The 17,486-nt window shown below is 49.7% G+C and carries 14 protein-coding genes and 1 tRNA gene; 1 reads left to right on the forward strand and 14 read right to left on the reverse strand.

From position 1 onward, the window contains the following. Position 1: 1 nt before the first annotated feature. From DW769_RS01335 to DW769_RS01350, 4 genes are all read right to left on the reverse strand, one after another. Complete coding sequence (locus tag DW769_RS01335) at positions 2-2,365, reverse strand: DUF2298 domain-containing protein (RefSeq protein ID WP_118749864.1); 2,364 nt, start codon at positions 2,363-2,365, stop codon at positions 2-4. A gap of 2 nt (positions 2,366-2,367) precedes the next feature. Next, positions 2,368-3,999 (reverse strand): ABC-F family ATP-binding cassette domain-containing protein, encoded by a 1,632-nt coding sequence (locus DW769_RS01340; protein ID WP_022462526.1) that lies wholly within the window; start codon positions 3,997-3,999, stop codon positions 2,368-2,370. Positions 4,000-4,120: 121 nt separating this feature from the next. Then, positions 4,121-6,190 (reverse strand): LTA synthase family protein, encoded by a 2,070-nt coding sequence (locus DW769_RS01345; protein ID WP_117509115.1) that lies wholly within the window; start codon positions 6,188-6,190, stop codon positions 4,121-4,123. A gap of 31 nt (positions 6,191-6,221) precedes the next feature. Next, a complete protein-coding gene (locus tag DW769_RS01350) occupies positions 6,222-6,995 on the reverse strand; it encodes a DUF6062 family protein (protein ID WP_117509116.1) in 774 nt (257 codons plus the stop codon). A gap of 237 nt (positions 6,996-7,232) precedes the next feature. Here DW769_RS01350 and DW769_RS01355 point away from each other — a divergent pair, with 237 nt between their 5' ends. After that, a complete protein-coding gene (locus DW769_RS01355; protein WP_022462523.1) occupies positions 7,233-7,466 on the forward strand; it encodes a helix-turn-helix domain-containing protein in 234 nt (77 codons plus the stop codon). A gap of 88 nt (positions 7,467-7,554) precedes the next feature. On the opposite strand, the gene metA is transcribed toward DW769_RS01355, so the two are convergent. From metA to DW769_RS01405, 10 genes are all read right to left on the reverse strand, one after another. Then, positions 7,555-8,487 carry a homoserine O-acetyltransferase MetA gene (metA, locus tag DW769_RS01360; protein ID WP_055228462.1) on the reverse strand — a complete coding sequence of 311 codons (933 nt, stop codon included), beginning with the start codon at positions 8,485-8,487 and terminating at the stop codon, positions 7,555-7,557. A gap of 151 nt (positions 8,488-8,638) precedes the next feature. Further along, entirely contained in the window at positions 8,639-10,594 is a 1,956-nt protein-coding gene (ligA, locus tag DW769_RS01365; protein WP_055228463.1) for an NAD-dependent DNA ligase LigA, read from the reverse strand. Next, entirely contained in the window at positions 10,591-11,292 is a 702-nt protein-coding gene (locus DW769_RS01370; RefSeq protein WP_117509172.1) for a pseudouridine synthase, read from the reverse strand. Before DW769_RS01370 ends, ligA begins: the two co-directional genes overlap by 4 nt. 75 nt (positions 11,293-11,367) lie before the next feature. Further along, positions 11,368-12,246 (reverse strand): hypothetical protein, encoded by an 879-nt coding sequence (locus DW769_RS01375; RefSeq protein WP_118749865.1) that lies wholly within the window; start codon positions 12,244-12,246, stop codon positions 11,368-11,370. Positions 12,247-12,390: 144 nt separating this feature from the next. Next, positions 12,391-12,463 (reverse strand) — tRNA-Arg (locus DW769_RS01380). 127 nt (positions 12,464-12,590) lie between these two features. Continuing rightward, a complete protein-coding gene (locus DW769_RS01385; RefSeq protein WP_022462518.1) occupies positions 12,591-13,502 on the reverse strand; it encodes a DUF5688 family protein in 912 nt (303 codons plus the stop codon). Between the two features lie 269 nt (positions 13,503-13,771). Continuing rightward, a complete protein-coding gene (gene efp, locus DW769_RS01390; protein ID WP_022462517.1) occupies positions 13,772-14,329 on the reverse strand; it encodes an elongation factor P in 558 nt (185 codons plus the stop codon). A gap of 84 nt (positions 14,330-14,413) precedes the next feature. After that, complete coding sequence (locus DW769_RS01395) at positions 14,414-14,938, reverse strand: YqeG family HAD IIIA-type phosphatase (RefSeq protein ID WP_117801204.1); 525 nt, start codon at positions 14,936-14,938, stop codon at positions 14,414-14,416. 74 nt (positions 14,939-15,012) lie between these two features. Continuing rightward, complete coding sequence (locus tag DW769_RS01400) at positions 15,013-15,900, reverse strand: patatin-like phospholipase family protein (RefSeq protein WP_022462515.1); 888 nt, start codon at positions 15,898-15,900, stop codon at positions 15,013-15,015. Between the two features lie 104 nt (positions 15,901-16,004). After that, positions 16,005-17,363, reverse strand: a complete 1,359-nt coding sequence (locus tag DW769_RS01405; protein WP_118749878.1) for a citrate/2-methylcitrate synthase — start codon at positions 17,361-17,363, stop codon at positions 16,005-16,007. Between the last annotated feature and the right edge of the window lie 123 nt (positions 17,364-17,486).

The raw sequence follows: 17,486 nt of genomic DNA on the forward strand, positions 1-17,486 counted from the left end.
TTTATGTATCCTGTACCTGAAGAATATACGTACCGGACGCAGTATCCTGGTAAACGATATCTCCGATGGACTGCAGCAGCGATTCGTTCAGCGCATCGCCATATTTCTCCTTTTCTTTGCTTCCCACAAAAATGTAGGTCACATGATACTGCTCCAGCAGGCGCAGCACTTCATTCGTATCGGTCGAGGTGTACATCTGTTTCACATCCTCGGCGCGGACATTTAAGTCTGCGGGATCCCCTCTCCAGAGCCATTCATGGACATACCATCCAAGCACGGTCGGAAGACCGGTCATTGCGGAAACGCGCTCGTAATCGCTGTAGCTGTCGCCGTTCGCCTCAAGCACAACCGGCTGTCCTTCTATTGTTTCATCCAGCCAGCGGATGGCACCTGCGTCCTCGGAAAAGACATTTTCCAGATACGCTGTCGCATCGAGTCCGCGGTACTCGGACAGATCGAAAATATTTCCGAACCAGGAGTACACGCTCGTTCCAAAATAGCCGAAGGTCCATAAAAGCAGTACCAGCCCGATTCCGCCGAACACCTGCAGAATCCGCTCTTTTTTCCAGAGCAGGAACCGCGTGATGATGTAGCTCATGCAGATGCCGAACAGGATAAATGCCTGATACGTCAGCTTGAACATCGTGTTGGAGCGCGCATACGATTCTTCGTAGATATCGCGCACATAGACGAGTTCCGGAATGATGATAAGGCCGATGGCACAGAGGCCTAAAATACCGATCACCATATCGCTCACCGCAATCTCTCTCCAGAAATTACAGAAGGCAGAAACTTTTTTGGGCTTTTCCGCCGTTTCTTTTTCGCCCGGCTCCGGTTTTTTCTCTCCCAGAATCAGGGCAACGGCCTGCTCTTCTACCTCTTCCTGCGTCTTTCCATCGGCAAGTACAATCTGTCCCTGCCGCTCCATGCCCGGAAGATGACAGTTTTTCCGCCATGCTAGCAGAACGGCTGCGATAAACAGAACAACGAGCACCGTCGGAAGGCCCCAGAGAATCGCCAGCTGATACAGCATCGAATGGTGCTTGGCAATGCCGACACCGGAAACCATCGTCTCAAACTTCATTGTAAACGGAAGGGCGACAATCGTTCCAATTGCAAAAACTTCTGCAGCCTGCAGGAGAACCGTTCCGATCGTCTCTTTCGCCCGCGCATGATACCGGTACAGCGCACCGTACAGAGAGAAGCCTGCAATCACGACGAAATAGATAACAAAATCCCAGTAGTTGGACCAGTGGAACACACCGATCAGAAAGCCCGCCGCGATGATCTGCGGCTGAAGCAGAACGCCTTTTAACGACCATTTCCACTCTTTTTCCGGATCACGGCAGGTATTTTTCACGTAGGAATATAAAAGGCCCAGCACCAGCAGGACGAACATGACATTCACCACATGGGCATGCAGGTCGCCGAGCACAAAGGAATACGATGGAAACTCATGAATCGTGCGGTCATTTTCCACAAGCGGGTCATACCCGATATAGCGGGTCGAACTCGGGAACCAGTAAGCCGATTCGTTCAGTCCCAGCCACTGGCGGATGCAGCCGTAAATCACATAGTGCATATTTCCGGCAAGGGAAACGGCTCCTCCCGAAAGAAGACCGCCAATCACCGGTGCAATCTGGCTTTTATTGCCGCCCTCTTTCCGGATGCGGTGGCACGCACGCGACTCTGCCAGATGGTAGGTGATCGAAAACGGCAGAACAAACGCGAACGATGCTACCATCGTACGCATCAGATGGTACGTCTGCTTTACATCCGTGAAGGTAATCTTCGTCAGAAATACGGCATAGAACTGGCCGCCGTAATAGTAGTTAATACCGCTTCCGCTGTACCAGAGATCCTCTGCCGGAACGGCGGTGCTGCGCATCATGGCCTTCATAAAACCATAATCCATGAATTTTTCGGTTCCGTGTGCCTCCGGGTGAAAGCCCGCAAGATAGGTCCAGAGAAGGAAAAAGGCGAAAAACAACACTTCTTCCATCATCAGGAAGTCGATTTCCGGCGCATGGACGCGTACCTTAAAACATCCGAAAATCCAAGAAGCCAGGATCAGTACACCGACTGTGATCAGGCAGACCGGTGCGGTAAACGGAACCAGTCCGAAGCTTCCAAGAGCAAATACAGCAAAACCGGAAACAACGATGCCAAGCACTTTAGAAAACATCCATCCCCGGTCATGAAACCGCGGAAACAGCGCTGCGGCAGCCGGATAAAATCCAATACCGAGCACCAGGGTCATAAGCCACCACTTCAGGAACGAAACGTTGTCCGTTCCAAGAAGCGGCGTTGTGGCCAGCACAAGCAACACCAGCAGAATGCCGGAAACTGTCGTCTTTTTGCTCATCTTTAATTATCTTCCTCTGTCATTGTGTAGACATGACGTTTTCTTGCCATCTCATCGCTTGCAAGATACTCGTCGTAGGTGGTCATCTTATCGATCAGCGCGCCGTTCGGAAGGATCTCCATGATACGGTTTGCTGTGGTCTGTACAAACTGATGGTCGTGGCAGGTGAACAGCAGCACGCCCGGGAATTTGATCAGACCGTTGTTCAGTGCAGTGATGGACTCCATATCCAGATGGTTGGTCGGCTCGTCAAGAACGAGAACGTTTGCACCGGAAATCATCATCTTGGAGAGCAGGCAGCGCACTTTCTCTCCTCCGGAAAGGACTCTGACACGTTTCACGCCGTCCTCACCGGCAAAAAGCATTCTTCCGAGGAATCCGCGGACATACGTTACGTCCTTGATCTCGGAATACTGGGTCAGCCAGTCTGCGATCGTCAGGTCGCAGTCGAATTCTGCGGTGTTGTCCTTCGGGAAGTAAGCCTGTGTAGTGGTTACGCCCCATTTGTAGTAACCGGAATCCGGCTCTTCTTCTCCGGTCAGAATCTTGAACAGCATGGTGATCGCCTGCTCGTTGCTTCCGACGAAAGCAACTTTATCTTCTCTTCCGAGGGTGAAGCTTAAGTTATCCAGGATTTTCACGCCGTCTACGGTTTTGGTCAGTCCCTCTACCTGCAGAACGTCGTTTCCGATCTCACGGTTCGGACGGAAATCGATGTAAGGATATTTCCGGCTGGACGGTTTGATATCGTCGAGCTGGATTTTCTCCAGGGCTTTCTTACGGGAAGTAGCCTGTTTACTCTTCGATGCGTTGGCGCTGAATCTAGAGATGAAGTCCTGTAACTCTTTGATCTTCTCCTCTTTCTTCTTGTTCGCCTCTTTCATCTGTTTTACCAGCAGCTGGCTGGACTCAAACCAGAAGTCGTAGTTTCCGGCATAGAGCTGGATTTTTCCGTAATCTATATCTGCGATCTGGGTGCAGACTTTATTCAGGAAGTAACGGTCGTGGGATACGACGATAACGGTATTCTCGAAGTTGATCAGGAACTCCTCAAGCCACTCGATCGCATCGAGGTCCAGGTGGTTGGTCGGCTCGTCGAGAAGAAGGATGTCCGGGTTTCCGAACAGGGCTCTTGCAAGAAGAACTTTGACCTTCTGGCTGCCGGTCAGATCCGCCATCTGTGCGTAATGCAGTTCCGGCTCAATGCCAAGACCGTTTAAAAGCTGTTCTGCGTCCGTCTCAGCTTCCCAGCCGTTCATCTCTGCAAATTCGCCCTCGAGTTCGCTCGCTTTGATACCGTCTTCGTCGGTAAAGTCTTCTTTTGCGTACAGTGCCTCTTTCTCTTTCATAATCTCATAGAGACGGGCATTTCCCATGATAACGGTGTCGAGCACCGGATAGCTGTCGTATTTGAAGTGGTCCTGCTCGAGGAAGGAAAGACGCTGACCCGGTGTGATGGTTACGTCTCCGTTGGTCGGCTCAAGCTGGCCGGACAGAATCTTCAGGAACGTCGATTTTCCTGCTCCGTTTGCACCGATCATGCCGTAGCAGTTTCCCTCGGTGAATTTGATATTGACATCTTCAAACAACGCTTTTTTTCCGACACGAAGTGTCACATTATTTGCTGCAATCATACTTTTTAAAACCTCATTTTCTTATTCTTAATTGTAAACGTGAAGTTACCGCCGGGGTTTCCCGGTCATACGGAGTATAGTCTACCATAGGTTTCCGTTTTCTGGCAAGTAGGGAAAGCCCTTATTCTTCGTCTTTTTCACCGGAAATTGTAAAAAAGCTGTCATCCCGGTCTTTTTTGTCGATCAGTTCATTGTACTGCAGGCATTCATACTGCCGTTCGTACTCGAGATCCTCCTCCGGCGCATCGCTGTCGTTCCAGCGGTACCAGGTTCCGTCACTTGCTAAAAAGCCGAGGTGATTGAGCGCCGGCATCTTCTCGCGCAGGTCAAGCAGATACTCGTTGTACGGCGTTAGTTCCAGGCCGGTAAGACTTAACGCATAGCTTGAGAGATAGTTTGTGCTGATCCAGACATTGCTCTCGGATTTCATGCTGTAGTTGGTCCAGATGAAGAACGGGGTTCCATAGAACTTCTCCTGATCCTCGACCGAAAGATTCTGATAGGCGTCTCCGGCAATCCATGTTTCAAACGCATCCGGCAGCTTCGGGGAATGATCGCCGAACATAATGATCATCGTTGGCTCGTCTACCTGCTGGAAATACCGGATCAGATAGGAAATTGCCTCATCGGAAAGCTTTAACAGGGAGAAATACTGATCGGCCTCATCACTGTCGTAGCCGTTGCAGTTGATATCCGCCTGGAAATAACGGTTCGTGTAGCCGCTGTGGTTCTGCATCGTCACATCAAAGAGGAAGAACGGGCTGCCCGGCTCCTTGTTCTCGTAGGTTTCCACGATCTTCTCATAGTTCGCCTGATCGCTGATCATGCCGCGGTACCGCTTGGCCGTATCGGAGAACTGATCAATCGAGATGAAATCATCAAAATCAAGGAAACGGTATGCCGTGCTCCGCTTCCAGTTTGTCGCCTTGTTCGGATGCATCGCAATTGCCTGATAACCCTGGTCTTTTAACGTCGTGACAAGGGAATACTGGCTGTGCGTAAAGTAGCTGACGTACGGCACCATGCCCGGGAACCGCTTGCAGGAGTTTCCGGTCAGGAACTCATACTCCGTTTTTGCTGTTCCGCCGCCCTTGGTACACGTCAGCGTGTGCCCTTTGATGATATTTTCGGTCAGCGAATCGAGGAACGGCATGTAGCTCTCGCTCGTCTGCGGATCGCCGACGGAACGGTAGTCAAACCACGACTCGTTCATGATCGCGATGATGTTGACGGGTGTCACGCTATCCGCATTATCTTTTCGAAGATCTTCTGTTTTCGTCTCTTTCTCGCTCGTATCGGCAATCGCTGTCACTTCGTCTTTCGAATAGCCGTCCGGCGGTGTCAGGCGCATGTATTTGGCGACCGCGGTAAAACCGACTGTCGTTCCGTACTGGCGGTATGTCTTCGCCGGATTCCAGAGGTCACTGATGACACCGAACTCGGCGTTCCAGTTCAGATTCATGTACGCCAGGTATGTTCCGAGCGTCAGCGCAGCAGCAGCCACGCGGAGCAGAATTTTATTTCTCGTTTTCCGTGCAAAACGGTATTCCTGGCTCTGCAGCCAGAGGCGCACAACGAGCATCATCGTGATAAACGAAGTCACGATTTCACCTGTGATCTCGAATTTGTAACCGCCGACTACGTCCGCCGCCGTCGCAATGCTGTACAGGTCAATGAGCTGGAACGCTTCTCCGCGGAACAGATAAACATAGTAGAATACCAGACTCATGCAGAAATAAAAGATGTTCATGAAAATCATCGCGCGGCGGATGGAGTTCAGAAAGAGGGAAATGAGAATGGAAAGTACGAAAATGACACCGATATTCAACAACGCATAATACCATTTCATCTCCCGGAACTGGCTGTTTGTGACAAATTCCAGTGTGGCAAACAGATAGGCTGCGTTTGCCAGCATCAGAATCGGCTGTTTCCATCCCACATAGCGCGGTTTTGGTTTCTGGTCCGGCTTTGCAGCAAACCGGCAGAAACTGACAACTGTCGTCAGTATGATACACGCCAGCAGGCACGGGAACAGAAAGTGAATACTCCACTCCCGGTCTGCCGCCGTCGTATCCAGCAGCGGGCGCGCCAGAAACAGCAGCACCGCCAGCACGCCGAAATACAAAACAAGAAACGCGCACCGGGCGCGCTCCTTTTGATTCTCTTTTAATCTCTGATAAAACTTCTGCATCGAAACTTTATGCTCCTTTTATAAACAAGAATTATAATCCTTCCGTAAACGGCTCGTCCGCCGGATAGCCGCCGCCTAATTTTTGCATACAGCGCTGGATGGAATCTTTTGAATTTCCCCAGTCCTTATCCTTGTTGCGGTAATCGAATTTGTCAGTAAACCATGTTACCTCTTCCTGCAGCCGCTGGTAATTTTCTTTCATGATTTTGAACAGAGTCGGGTAAAATTCCGCTTTCTGTTTATCATTCAGCTTTTTCTCCGCCGTTTCTACCAGATCCGCAAAATGCGGCAGACAGAAGCCTTTTCCCTCGCGGAACAGTCTTGCAAACTCCTCGTCTTTTTTGTAGAGATCAAAGAACGTATCAAGATAGCGGTTATAGTTTGCCTTGAAGTGATCGCAGACGTAGCACGAATGCGTCTTCTCATCAATCCACTGGCCGATCGCAGTCTCACGGCCCTGTTTGTCGAGGGATGTCTTCTGCATCCGCTTGAACACCGAGGATTTTCCCGGTGCAAACAGATCCATCTGTGCGGCAAGCTCCTGGTTCAGTTTTTTCAGATGGGTGGATAAAATCAGACCGCTTCCGAGACGGTTTCCGTAATCGTACATCATTTTATAGTGGTGGCGGCAGAATCCCATCGCGTCTGTTTCCGCACGCACATCATCCTCCATGTAGGATGCGCCGGAACCAAGCGCAAACGAAATCGCATGCTGCTCTGCTTCCCGCTCCAGATAGCAGAACGGGCACTCATCTTCCGCCTTAAATGCATCCATCAGCGGAATGGTATGGATCGACTCTTTCATATGCAAAAACCTCCGATTTTATTTGTTGGTGCTTTCTACAGCATACACAAAAACCTCTCATTTGTCAAAAGAACTCTTTTTCCTGTTTTTCTATTATTCTGATGGATAATTTCTATATTTTGCACAATTTACATGTGCATTATAAAAATTTAAAGTTGTTTCTTTTTGGTATTTAATCGTTTAAGATAAATATTATATAAGTCTTTGTATCACTCTGTTCAGAAAGGAGCCGCAGCAATGGGAGAACGTCATACGGAGGAGATGCGCCTCCTCGGTCTTACCATCGCTTTTTATCGCAGAGCACGCGGATTAACGCAAAGTGAGCTTGCCGAAGCTGTCCAGATCAGCCGTACACATATGAGCAACATCGAAGCGCCAAACAGTCATACCTCTCTGTCTCTAAACAAGCTGATGGATATTGCGGAAGCACTCGAAATTCCGCTGAAAACATTATTTGATTTCAAACGGTAAGCCCGGAAAGCTTTCCGTTTTTTATAGCAGATTTTTACAGCAACCCCCCGCAGCCGGTGTGCGCCCGGTGCGGGGGGCTTTTTCTCTCTTATTTTCCCGAAAAATCCGGAGTTCCGTCAAGATTATACGGGGTCACCTGGTATACATAGTAGTTCAGCCAGTTCGTGTACAGATTGTTCGCATGTGACCGCCATAAAAGCACTGGTTTTGTATTTGGATCGTCGTTTTTATAATAGTTCTTCGGAATCTCAATCGGGAGTCCTTTGTCTTTATCGCGGTGGTACTCGCCGTCGAGCGTCATACGGTCGTACTCCGGATGACCCATCACAAAAATCTTTCTTCCCTCTTCCGCCATGCCAAGATAGAATCCGGCTTCGTCGGACTCTGCGAGAATCGTGACATCTTTGCAGGCACGGATATCGTCGATCGGTACTTCTGTGTGGCGGGAATGCGGTGCCAGAAATTCGTCATCGAAGCCTCGCACAAGCGGGATCTTGCGGTTGTTGACTTTGTGCCAGAACAGCCCGAATTTCTTCTCCGGAAGCATCCGTTTCTTCAGTCCGTAGAAATGATACAGACTCGCCTGGGCTCCCCAGCAGAGGAACATCGTGGAGGTAACATGTGTGTTCGTCCAGTCCATGATCTTTGTCAGTTCATCCCAGTAGTCAACTTCTTCAAATTCCATCTGCTCGACCGGTGCACCGGTGATGATCATACCGTCGTAATAATTTTTCCGCACATCCTCAAATTTCACATAGAACGTGTTCAGATGGCTGGTCGATGTATTTTTCGCCTCGTGGCTTGCCACCATCAGAAAGGTGACATCAACCTGCAGGGAGGTGTTGGAAAGGGAGCGCAGAAGCTGCAGCTCGGTATCTTCTTTGAGCGGCATCAGATTCAGGATCATAATCTTCAGCGGACGGATGTCCTGATGAACCGCTCTTGTCTCGTCCATGACGAATATATTTTCGCTTTCGAGTATTTCTTTTACAGGTAAATCTGCCTGAACTTTAACCGGCATATTCTTTTTCCTCGTTTCTATTCTTCTTGATCTGCCGCGCTTTTCTCTGCGCAGACAGGCGGTTTGCTTTTTCCGGCAGGAATTTCTGCCGTCTGCTTCCGATTATAGCAGATTCCCGCGCGGGATGCAAACCGCCTTTGCAGATATTTCGTTATTCTTCTGTCATCTTCAGAAATTCCTCTTCTGAGATCACCGGCACGCCGAGTTCGCGCGCTTTCCGGTTTTTGGAGGAACTGGATGTCGTGTCGTTGTTGATCAGATAGCTCGTCTTTCCCGTTACACTTCCGGTGGCTTTTCCGCCGAGCTCCTCGATTCTTGCCTTTAATGCATTCCGGTTCGGGAAATGTTCCACACTTCCGGTGATGACGAAGGTAAGACCGGCTAATTTCTGTTCTTCCTGGCTTGCCTGCGGCTTCTCAATCGTCAGATACGACAGAAGGCGCTCAAGGCGTTCTTTATTTTCCTCATCCGCAAAGTAATCCACGATGCTTTTTGCAATCACTTCTCCGACACCGTCGATCTGCGCGAAATCCTCCGCCGATGCATTCCGGATCCGGTCGAGATCGAAATCGAAGGCTTTGCAGATCATTCTCGCGTTTGCAAGACCGATATTTAAGATGCCAAGTCCGAAAATCAGACGGGGCAGCGTTGTGTTTTTCGCGCGCTCGATGCTGTCGATCAGATTCTGGTATGATTTTTCACCGAAACCGTCCATCTCCACAATCTCGTCGCGGTAGCGGTCGAGACGGAAAATATCGGCAAACTCACGGATGAAGCCGTGGCCCACGAATTTTTCGAGCGTTGCCTCCGACATGCCGTCGATGTTCATCGCGTCGCGGCTTACAAACAGGGTGAATGCCTTCATGAATTTTGCCGGGCACTCCGGATTCGTACAGTAGAGGGTCTCGACATTGTTCATCATCTGAATCCGGGTGGCACCGCCGCAGGCAGGACACGTTTCCGGAATATCGCGCACACCGCTTCTCGTCAGATTCTCTGAGATCTGTGGAATGATCATGTTTGCTTTGTAGACAAGGATTTTATCACCCACACCGAGATCCAGCGAACGCATGATACTGATGTTGTGGACGCTTGCGCGGGAAACCGAAGTTCCTTCCAGCTCGACCGGCTCAAAAACCGCAACCGGATTGATGAGACCGGTTCTCGACGGGCTCCACTCAATTTCAAGCAGAGTGGTCTCCTTCTGTTCATCCGCCCATTTGAAGGCGAAAGCGTTCCGCGGGAATTTCGCGGTTGTGCCGAGTGATTCTCCGTAGGCGATATCGTCATACAACGCGACAAGGCCATCGGACGGGAAATCGTTTGTCTCGATTTTCGTGGAGAAATATTGCATCGCCTCGTCGAGGTTATCTTTGGTGACAACCTTGTATTCCACCACCTCGAAGCCCTGCTCTTTCAGCCACTCCATCTGACGGATTCTGGAATTTTCGAAATCCTGTTCCGGAGCGCTCACAAGCGCAAATGCCATAAAATGAACGTGGCGTTTTGCCGTAATCTCATTGTTCAGCTGGCGCACAGAACCGCTGCAGAGGTTCCTCGGATTCTTGTATTTCGCATCGACATCCTCAATCTCCTCGTTGATCTTCTCAAAATCGGAATAGCGGATGATCGCCTCGCCGCGCAGAACCAGCTCTCCCTGGTACGGGATTTTTAAGGGAATATTTTCAAACACTTTTGCATTGTTCGTGACAACCTCTCCGATCACGCCGTTTCCACGGGTGACGGCCTTTGCGAGGGTACCGCCGCGGTACGTCAGAACGACGGTCAGACCGTCCATCTTCCAGGATAGCAGCGTTTTGTGATCCCCGATGAAGCTGCGGAGCACTTCCACATCTTTCGTTTTATCAAGGGAAAGCATCGGCGACTCGTGCGCTTCTTTCGGCAGTTCGTCCATCGCCTCGTAGCCGACTTTTGTGGTCGGGCTTCCGGCGAGTGTTACGCCTGTTTTTTCCTCTAATACCTGCAGTTCGTCATACAGCGTGTCGTACTCCAGGTTGCTCATGATCTCCCGGTCTTCCTGGTAATAGGCTTTTGCCGCTTCGTTCAGCTTTTTGACCAGTTCCTTCATCCGTTCTGTCTCGTTCATCGCTTTTCCTCCCCGATCTGCTTTTTCAGTTCTGCTAATTCTTTTTCCGTTAAAGGGCGGTACTCCCCTGTTTTCAGGTCTTTCAAGTGAATATTCATGATCCGCACACGTTTCAGCTTTGTGACACGATATCCTAATGCTTCGCACATCCGCCGGATCTGACGGTTCAGCCCTTGCGTCAGAATAATCGTAAAGCTGCGCTCTCCCGTTTTCTGGATCCGGCACGAGCGCGTCACGGTATCGAGAATCGGCACGCCGGATGCCATTTCTTTCAGAAATTCCGGTGTAATCTCTTTGTTTACCTCGACCTGGTATTCTTTTTCGTGGCGGTTTCTGGCACGCATGATACCGTTTACGATCGCACCGTCGTTCGTCATCAGAAGGAGGCCTTCGGAATCTTTATCGAGTCTTCCCACCGGGTAAATCCGCACCGGGTAGGACAGATAATCGATGACGTTGTTTTTCTCCCGTTTTTCCGCAGTACAGACGATGCCGCGCGGTTTGTTGAAGGCGAGATAGACTTTTTTCTCCTCCGGGACAACGGTTTTGCCTTTCACGACAACAACGTCGCCAGACTCCACCTGCATGCCGGTTTCCGCGCGTTTTCCGTTTACCGTAATCTCGCCCGCTTCTGTCAGACGGTCCGCCTCCCGCCGCGAGCAGACGCCCGCATCACTTAAGTATTTGTTTAAGCGCATGGTTTTATCCTTCCAAAAAAGCAGTTTCATAAAAACCAGAAACTGCTTTTTTTGTTTTGTATTATTCTATTGTTCCTACTGAATGCTCTCTACATATACTCTCAGGGAAGCATCTGCATCGAGTGCATTCCGATAATCGTTCTGAACCTGTTCGATCAGATTTTTGACTTCTTCGTTTTCGAGCGCCGCTTTCATAGCCTCGGTTACGGCCGCATCGCTGTCAGTATCATCCATGATTTTCAGGCCGCCGTCTTCTGTCGTGTAGAGATAATACTCCGAAAGCATCGGCAGGGTCTGGTTGATTCCCAGATATTTGCATCTGCTGCTGACAAACGCGATGTACGTTCCGTCATTTGGACCGCTGATCGTGTAGGCCTTTACATCTCCGTATGACTCCACGTCGCTTTCTGCCTCAATCTGCGCCTGCTCCTCCGCGGTCAGATTATCTGTTACTGCAAAAAGACCGTTGATATCCCTTGCACCGAGCGCGGTGTAATACTGCTCCAGAACGGTGCTTACTTCCGGGACATTGTCCGCGGCAAAGGAGACAGCCGTATTATCGGTATTCTCTGTATTGCTGGTATCGTCTGCCGCTTCCGGCTCACTTGTCGGCTCAGCCTCTGCATCCGGCGCGCTGGCGGTATCGGTACTGGAAGCATCTGCACTGGAATCATTCGCGGAATCCGAAACGTCCGATGAAATGCCTGTGCTGTCCTCAGAATCTGCTTTGCTGTCTGCTTTTACCTGTGTCTTTTTATCCGGCACATTGCTTCCGGTGCTGCTGCTTGTTACGGTTCCGCCGCTCGATTTTCCATCGTTTTTTGGTGATACCAGATGAACGATGAGAAGAACCGCTGCCACAATCAGGAGAATTGCTCCGATCAGAAGCATGTAGCGCAGATTATCGGAAATCCATTCCCGGATTTTATCTTTTGTTGTCATTGGTTTTGCCATATTTTTCCTCCTTCATCAAAACTGATCCGCCGGATCAGTTATTGATATGCTCAGTAAGCAAAAAAACCTCTACTTCACACCGAAGCAGGGGCTTTCCTTGTCCTGCGCCGGTCCTGCCCGCCGCAGCATGCCATGTAGCAAAAACGCGTCTGGAGGGATTCGAACCCCCGACACACGGTACCGGAAACCGTTGCTCTATCCCCTGAGCTACAGACGCTGATGTGATCTGTTTTCTCAACCACACTATGACAGTTTACCACAGACTCCTGCAATTGTAAAGTATTTTTCCCACCCAGCCGCCCATTTTTTTCTTAAATTATTCGCAGACTATTCTGCCACGCAGCTTACGTTTCTTTCTCACACAGCGTCAGTTCCCCGCTTTCCCGGTGGTAATAATAAACGTGATCCGACAGAATCTCCTGCGGCTTGACCGTCTTTTCATTCACGTCCCGTACCATGTCGGAAAGACACTCCTCTGGGAACACATCATAATCTGGAATCACCATGCACTCGTGGATACTGCTCGGAATCACATAAAGACTTGCCTCAAAGCGCTGCGAAAGACTCTCCAGCACGCCGGGATAGCACATGCAGATTGCACCCAGCTTTCCTCTGCGGTTGCTGACCAGGTAAAACTGTTCCGCCAGCGGACCAAGCTCGAACAGGGGAAACGTTACTCCGTACTCCTCTTTCAAATACACCATAAGGCTGTCTGTGCGCACCGGCAGATCCCGCAGGGTGTTCTCCCAGGCACGGGCATCCAGCTCCTCCGCCGAAATTCCCCACAGCTCCCGGTGCGTCTCGTGGATCAGAATTGTCGCATCCGGCACGCGGTTTCCCCGCATCTGGTAATAGTACACGACCGCGAGATCGAGAAATTTTCTGTGTGGAACTTCGGAGAGCAGCGTACGGTTTTTCTCCGCATGAATGAGCTCGCAGTAGATCTGCGGCGCAGCATTTTTCCAGTTGGTAAAAAAGGCAGCTTTCTCCGGTCTTCTCGCCTCCGCTTCCACTTTCCGGTACTGCTCCAGTACCTTTTCTGCAATCTGAGAAAGCGGCACGCCCTGCAGACAGCATTCATACAGAAGCTCCACGTAGATCGTCGGTGCAATCCAGTCCTTCTTTCTGCTGATGACAAACGCCTCTTTTTCGATACCGTTCAGCTTCTGCACCGATTCTACCTTCACCTCAAAATCATCGCCGGCTTTTCTTTTCAGCAGCGCGGCAAGCTGCTCTTTGAACATCTGATAGTCCATTTTTTCCCACCTTTCCTGTTTGATTGCCTTTTGTATTTTTGCTTTACGGAACAAAAAAAGCTCCGGAAAACACAACTTAAAAACCTCTGTACAAATCTGTATATGCCAGAGATTCGTTGGTTCGCGGAACTTCGAACGATGAGAAAAACGGGCCCGGGCTGCTTCCGACAGCCTTTATCAGCCATTTTTCAGACGAATATTCTATTTATTTAGAAAACCATGTCCGCCACAAAGAAAGTTGTGACGGACAACGGCGGGAACATTCTTACTTATACACGGGACAGATATTCACCTGTTCTGGTATCAATTTTGATTTTGTCTCCCTGGTTTACGAACAGCGGAACGCTTACGGTAGCACCAGTCTCAACGGTAGCCGGTTTGGAAGCACCCTGTGCGGTATCTCCCTTGAAGCCTGGCTCAGTCTCGGTGATCTCAAGCTCTACAAACAGAGGCGGCTCGATTGCGAATACATTTCCGTTGTAGGAACATACTTTAACCATTTCGTTTTCTTTTACGAATTTCAGAGCATCTCCGATGGTCTCTTCGTTCAGAGCGATCTGCTCATAGTTTTCTACGTTCATGAAGTAGAATAAATCGCCATCGCTGTACAGATACTGCATGTCTACACGCTCGATACGAGCCTGCGGGAATTTCTCGGTCGGACGGAAGGTACGCTCTACTACACCACCGTTGATGACATTTTTTAATTTGGTTCTTACGAATGCAGCTCCTTTACCAGGTTTTACATGCTGAAATTCAAGAATCTGAACGACCTGACCATCGATCTCGAGGGTAACGCCGTTTCTAAAATCTCCTGCTGAAATCATTCTGATTTTTCCTCCTTAACATAGTACGATGCGCCAAATGCGCACCATAGGCTTATCTTATAATATAATATTTTTCCCGATTTTTCAACTGTTTTTTTTCGTAATCCTGCCGCGGGCCAGATCACGCTCATAAAAGAACAGTACAATGTGTTCCAGATACCGTTTCAGAACGATCTGAATTTCCTCTTTCGGATCGATCGGCTCGGTCAGAATATTGTAAAGTCCGGTCCGTTTTGCACCGTACACATCGGTGAAAAGCTGATCCCCGACAAAGACCGCCTGCTCCTCTTTGATCCCCATTCTCCGGCATGCCTCCTGGTAGTTTTTCACCGAAGGCTTGTGCGCATTTTCGATATAGATAGAACCGACCGCATCGGCAAACGGAGCCACGCGCGGTTTCTGATTGTTGGAAAGCAGACAGGTGGAAAAACCAGTCTCCCGGAGAGACGCAAAGAACGCAGCCGCCTCCTTCGTCGCCGGCGCACCGTGCGGAACAAGCGTATTATCGATATCAAAAATCACGCCCCGGTATCCTTTCCGGTACAGATCCGCGTAATCGATCGTATAGGCACTTTTTTCTCTCCGGTCCGGGTAAAACATCCGCATCAGTATAGTTCCCCGGTTCTTCTGGTTTTTTCCACTCATCTTCTTTCTCCAATCCTCTTTTCGTTTATACAGTAACTTTATTCTTCTTTCAGAAACTCCTGCAGAGCCTCAAAATTTGCTTTCATCTGGTCATAGCCGTGCTGGTAAAATTCCCGCAGCCTCTCCTCGTCCTTTTCGAGACGCGATACCGCCGGTATCTCCGGGCGGATCACAAAGACGGAGCCTTCTTCTTCCCATTTTTCGATGCATTCGAGCACCTGGTTATAATGTTTCGCGCGGTTTACAAGCGCACGCACGAGATTCGGGTATTTGCGGAATGCCGCCACATACAGCTCCCAGCCTCTCGTCCCCTCTTTTTTGCGGTAACCGAAATTCCGTGTCAGAATAATGACATTTTTTCGGTGTCCCGTCTTTAAGGAACGAATAATCGGGATCGAATCGGCAACACCGCCGTCGACGTACTCGTTTCCGTCGATCTCCACCATCGGGCAGGCGATCGGCATGCTCGATGATGCACGGCCAATTGCAAGCAGACGTTCTTTATTTTCGCGGTCATCCAGATATTCCGCGCGTCCCGTCTCACAGTTTGTCACAACCAGCTCACACGTCTGCGGCGATGCAAAATACGTATCAAAATCAAATGGAAAAACCTCATACGGATACCGTTCGAACACCATATCCATGTCGAGCAGTGCTTTTTTCTCAACGATTGTCTTGATATTCTTATTGACGTAGCGGTTTTTCTCATCCGTGACAATCATACAGTCCCTCGTTCTGCCAATCTGGCGCGATACATAGTCCAGCGCATTGCAGGCTCCGGCGGAAACGCCGATCACATGAGGGATATAATACTCCTGCTCCATCAGAAAGTCCAGCGCTCCTGCTGTAAAGACGCCGCGATTGGCCCCTCCTTCCAGTATGACTGCTCCGGATTTTGTTATGCTGTAATTTTTTGTCTCATTCATTCTCCTGCACTCTCCTATTTTTCACAATGACACATTACTTCCCGCACAGAGCAATGCCGGAGCAGATCGGAAAATCCCGACACGCTCCGGCCCTTCTGCCTGTTTTATCTGTTTTCCAGCGGAACATAGTCCACTTCATCTTTGACACTCTTGTACGCCGGGCGGATGATCTTGTCGGTGTTGATCAGTTCCTCCATCCGGTGTGCACTCCAGCCGACGATACGCGCGCAGGCGAACATCGGGGTGTAGAGCTCCAGCGGAAGATCCAGCATGCTGTAAACGAAGCCGCTGTAGAAGTCGACGTTTGCGGATACACCTTTGTAAATATGGCGCTCCTCGCCGATGATCTTCGGAGCCAGTTCCTCGACCATAGCGTACAGCCGGTAATCTTTCTCTCTGTGTTTTTCTTTTGCCAGCTGCTCAACGAAGGTTTTGAAGATGCGCGCACGCGGGTCGGAAATGGAGTAAACCGCATGGCCCATACCGTAAATCAGACCTTTCTGGTCGAACGCCTCTTTGTGCAGCAGCTTTCTTAAGTAATTCGATACTTCTTCCTCATCCGTCCAGTCTTTGACGTGTGACTTCATATCGTCGAACATCCGCACAACCTTGATGTTTGCACCGCCGTGCTTCGGTCCCTTTAAGGAGCCGAGCGCCGCTGCAATTACGGAGTACGTATCGGTTCCGGAAGAAGAAACAACATGTGTTGTAAAGGTCGAGTTGTTACCGCCGCCGTGCTCCATGTGGAGGACGAGGGCAAGATCGAGGATCTTCGCCTCCAGCGGGGTGTATTTCTGATCCGGACGGAGCATCAGCAGAATGTTTTCTGCGGTGGAAAGCTTCTTCGACGGATTGTGGATATATAAACTTTTTCCCTTGATATAATGGTTGTACGCCTGATAGCCATAGACGGACAGCATCGGGAAAACAGAAATCAGGTTAATGCACTGGCGAAGCACATTCGGAAGGGAGGTATCATCTGCGTGGTTGTCGTACGCGTACAGGGTCAGAACGCTTCGGGACAGAGTGTTCATCATGTCCTTGGTCGGCGCTTTCATAACAACGTCACGCACAAAGTTCTTCGGCAGGGACTGCTGCTGTTTTAAAATCGTCTTAAAATGCTTAAGCTGCTCTTCATTCGGCAGATTTCCAAACAGGAGCAGATAAGCGACTTCTTCAAATCCCATACGGTTTTCACTCAAAAATCCCTGGGTCAGTTTTTCCACGTTGATGCCGCGGTAGTACAGACGTCCGTCACACGGTGTTTTGACGCCGTCAATGATATCCGAAGACACAACGTTTGAAATCTGTGTCAGTCCCGCAAGGACGCCAACGCCGTTGACATCGCGCAGTCCGCGTTTTACATCGTATTGCCCATACAGCGAAACATCCATTTTGGAGTTATCCAGACAGATGTTTGTCAGTTCCTCTATTTCCGGTGTTACTTTCATGCTAAAAGCCATATGCATTCCCCTTTCTCTTCTCTTTTTTACTCACTTTCGCTCATTATAGCATTAAACCAGGGGATTCGTATACTGAAATTTTTATAAACATTCGAAAAATTTTCGTAAGATTTTGTCTCACAA

It is taken from the genome of Blautia sp. AM29-29 (genome assembly GCF_003480555.1).
GTDB lineage: Bacteria > Bacillota > Clostridia > Lachnospirales > Lachnospiraceae > Fusicatenibacter > Fusicatenibacter saccharivorans.

Bases quoted from the DNA above. Each gene is read 5' to 3' on its own strand.
- DW769_RS01335 (WP_118749864.1), bottom strand. From the start codon at position 2,365: ATGAGCAAAAAGACGACAGTTTCCGGCATTCTGCTGGTGTTGCTTGTG.
- DW769_RS01340 (WP_022462526.1), bottom strand. From the start codon at position 3,999: ATGATTGCAGCAAATAATGTGACACTTCGTGTCGGAAAAAAAGCGTTG.
- DW769_RS01345 (WP_117509115.1), bottom strand. From the start codon at position 6,190: ATGCAGAAGTTTTATCAGAGATTAAAAGAGAATCAAAAGGAGCGCGCC.
- DW769_RS01350 (WP_117509116.1), bottom strand. From the start codon at position 6,995: ATGAAAGAGTCGATCCATACCATTCCGCTGATGGATGCATTTAAGGCG.
- DW769_RS01355 (WP_022462523.1), top strand. From the start codon at position 7,233: ATGGGAGAACGTCATACGGAGGAGATGCGCCTCCTCGGTCTTACCATC.
- metA (WP_055228462.1), bottom strand. From the start codon at position 8,487: ATGCCGGTTAAAGTTCAGGCAGATTTACCTGTAAAAGAAATACTCGAA.
- ligA (WP_055228463.1), bottom strand. From the start codon at position 10,594: ATGAACGAGACAGAACGGATGAAGGAACTGGTCAAAAAGCTGAACGAA.
- DW769_RS01370 (WP_117509172.1), bottom strand. From the start codon at position 11,292: ATGCGCTTAAACAAATACTTAAGTGATGCGGGCGTCTGCTCGCGGCGG.
- DW769_RS01375 (WP_118749865.1), bottom strand. From the start codon at position 12,246: ATGGCAAAACCAATGACAACAAAAGATAAAATCCGGGAATGGATTTCC.
- DW769_RS01385 (WP_022462518.1), bottom strand. From the start codon at position 13,502: ATGGACTATCAGATGTTCAAAGAGCAGCTTGCCGCGCTGCTGAAAAGA.
- efp (WP_022462517.1), bottom strand. From the start codon at position 14,329: ATGATTTCAGCAGGAGATTTTAGAAACGGCGTTACCCTCGAGATCGAT.
- DW769_RS01400 (WP_022462515.1), bottom strand. From the start codon at position 15,900: ATGAATGAGACAAAAAATTACAGCATAACAAAATCCGGAGCAGTCATA.
- DW769_RS01405 (WP_118749878.1), bottom strand. From the start codon at position 17,363: ATGGCTTTTAGCATGAAAGTAACACCGGAAATAGAGGAACTGACAAAC.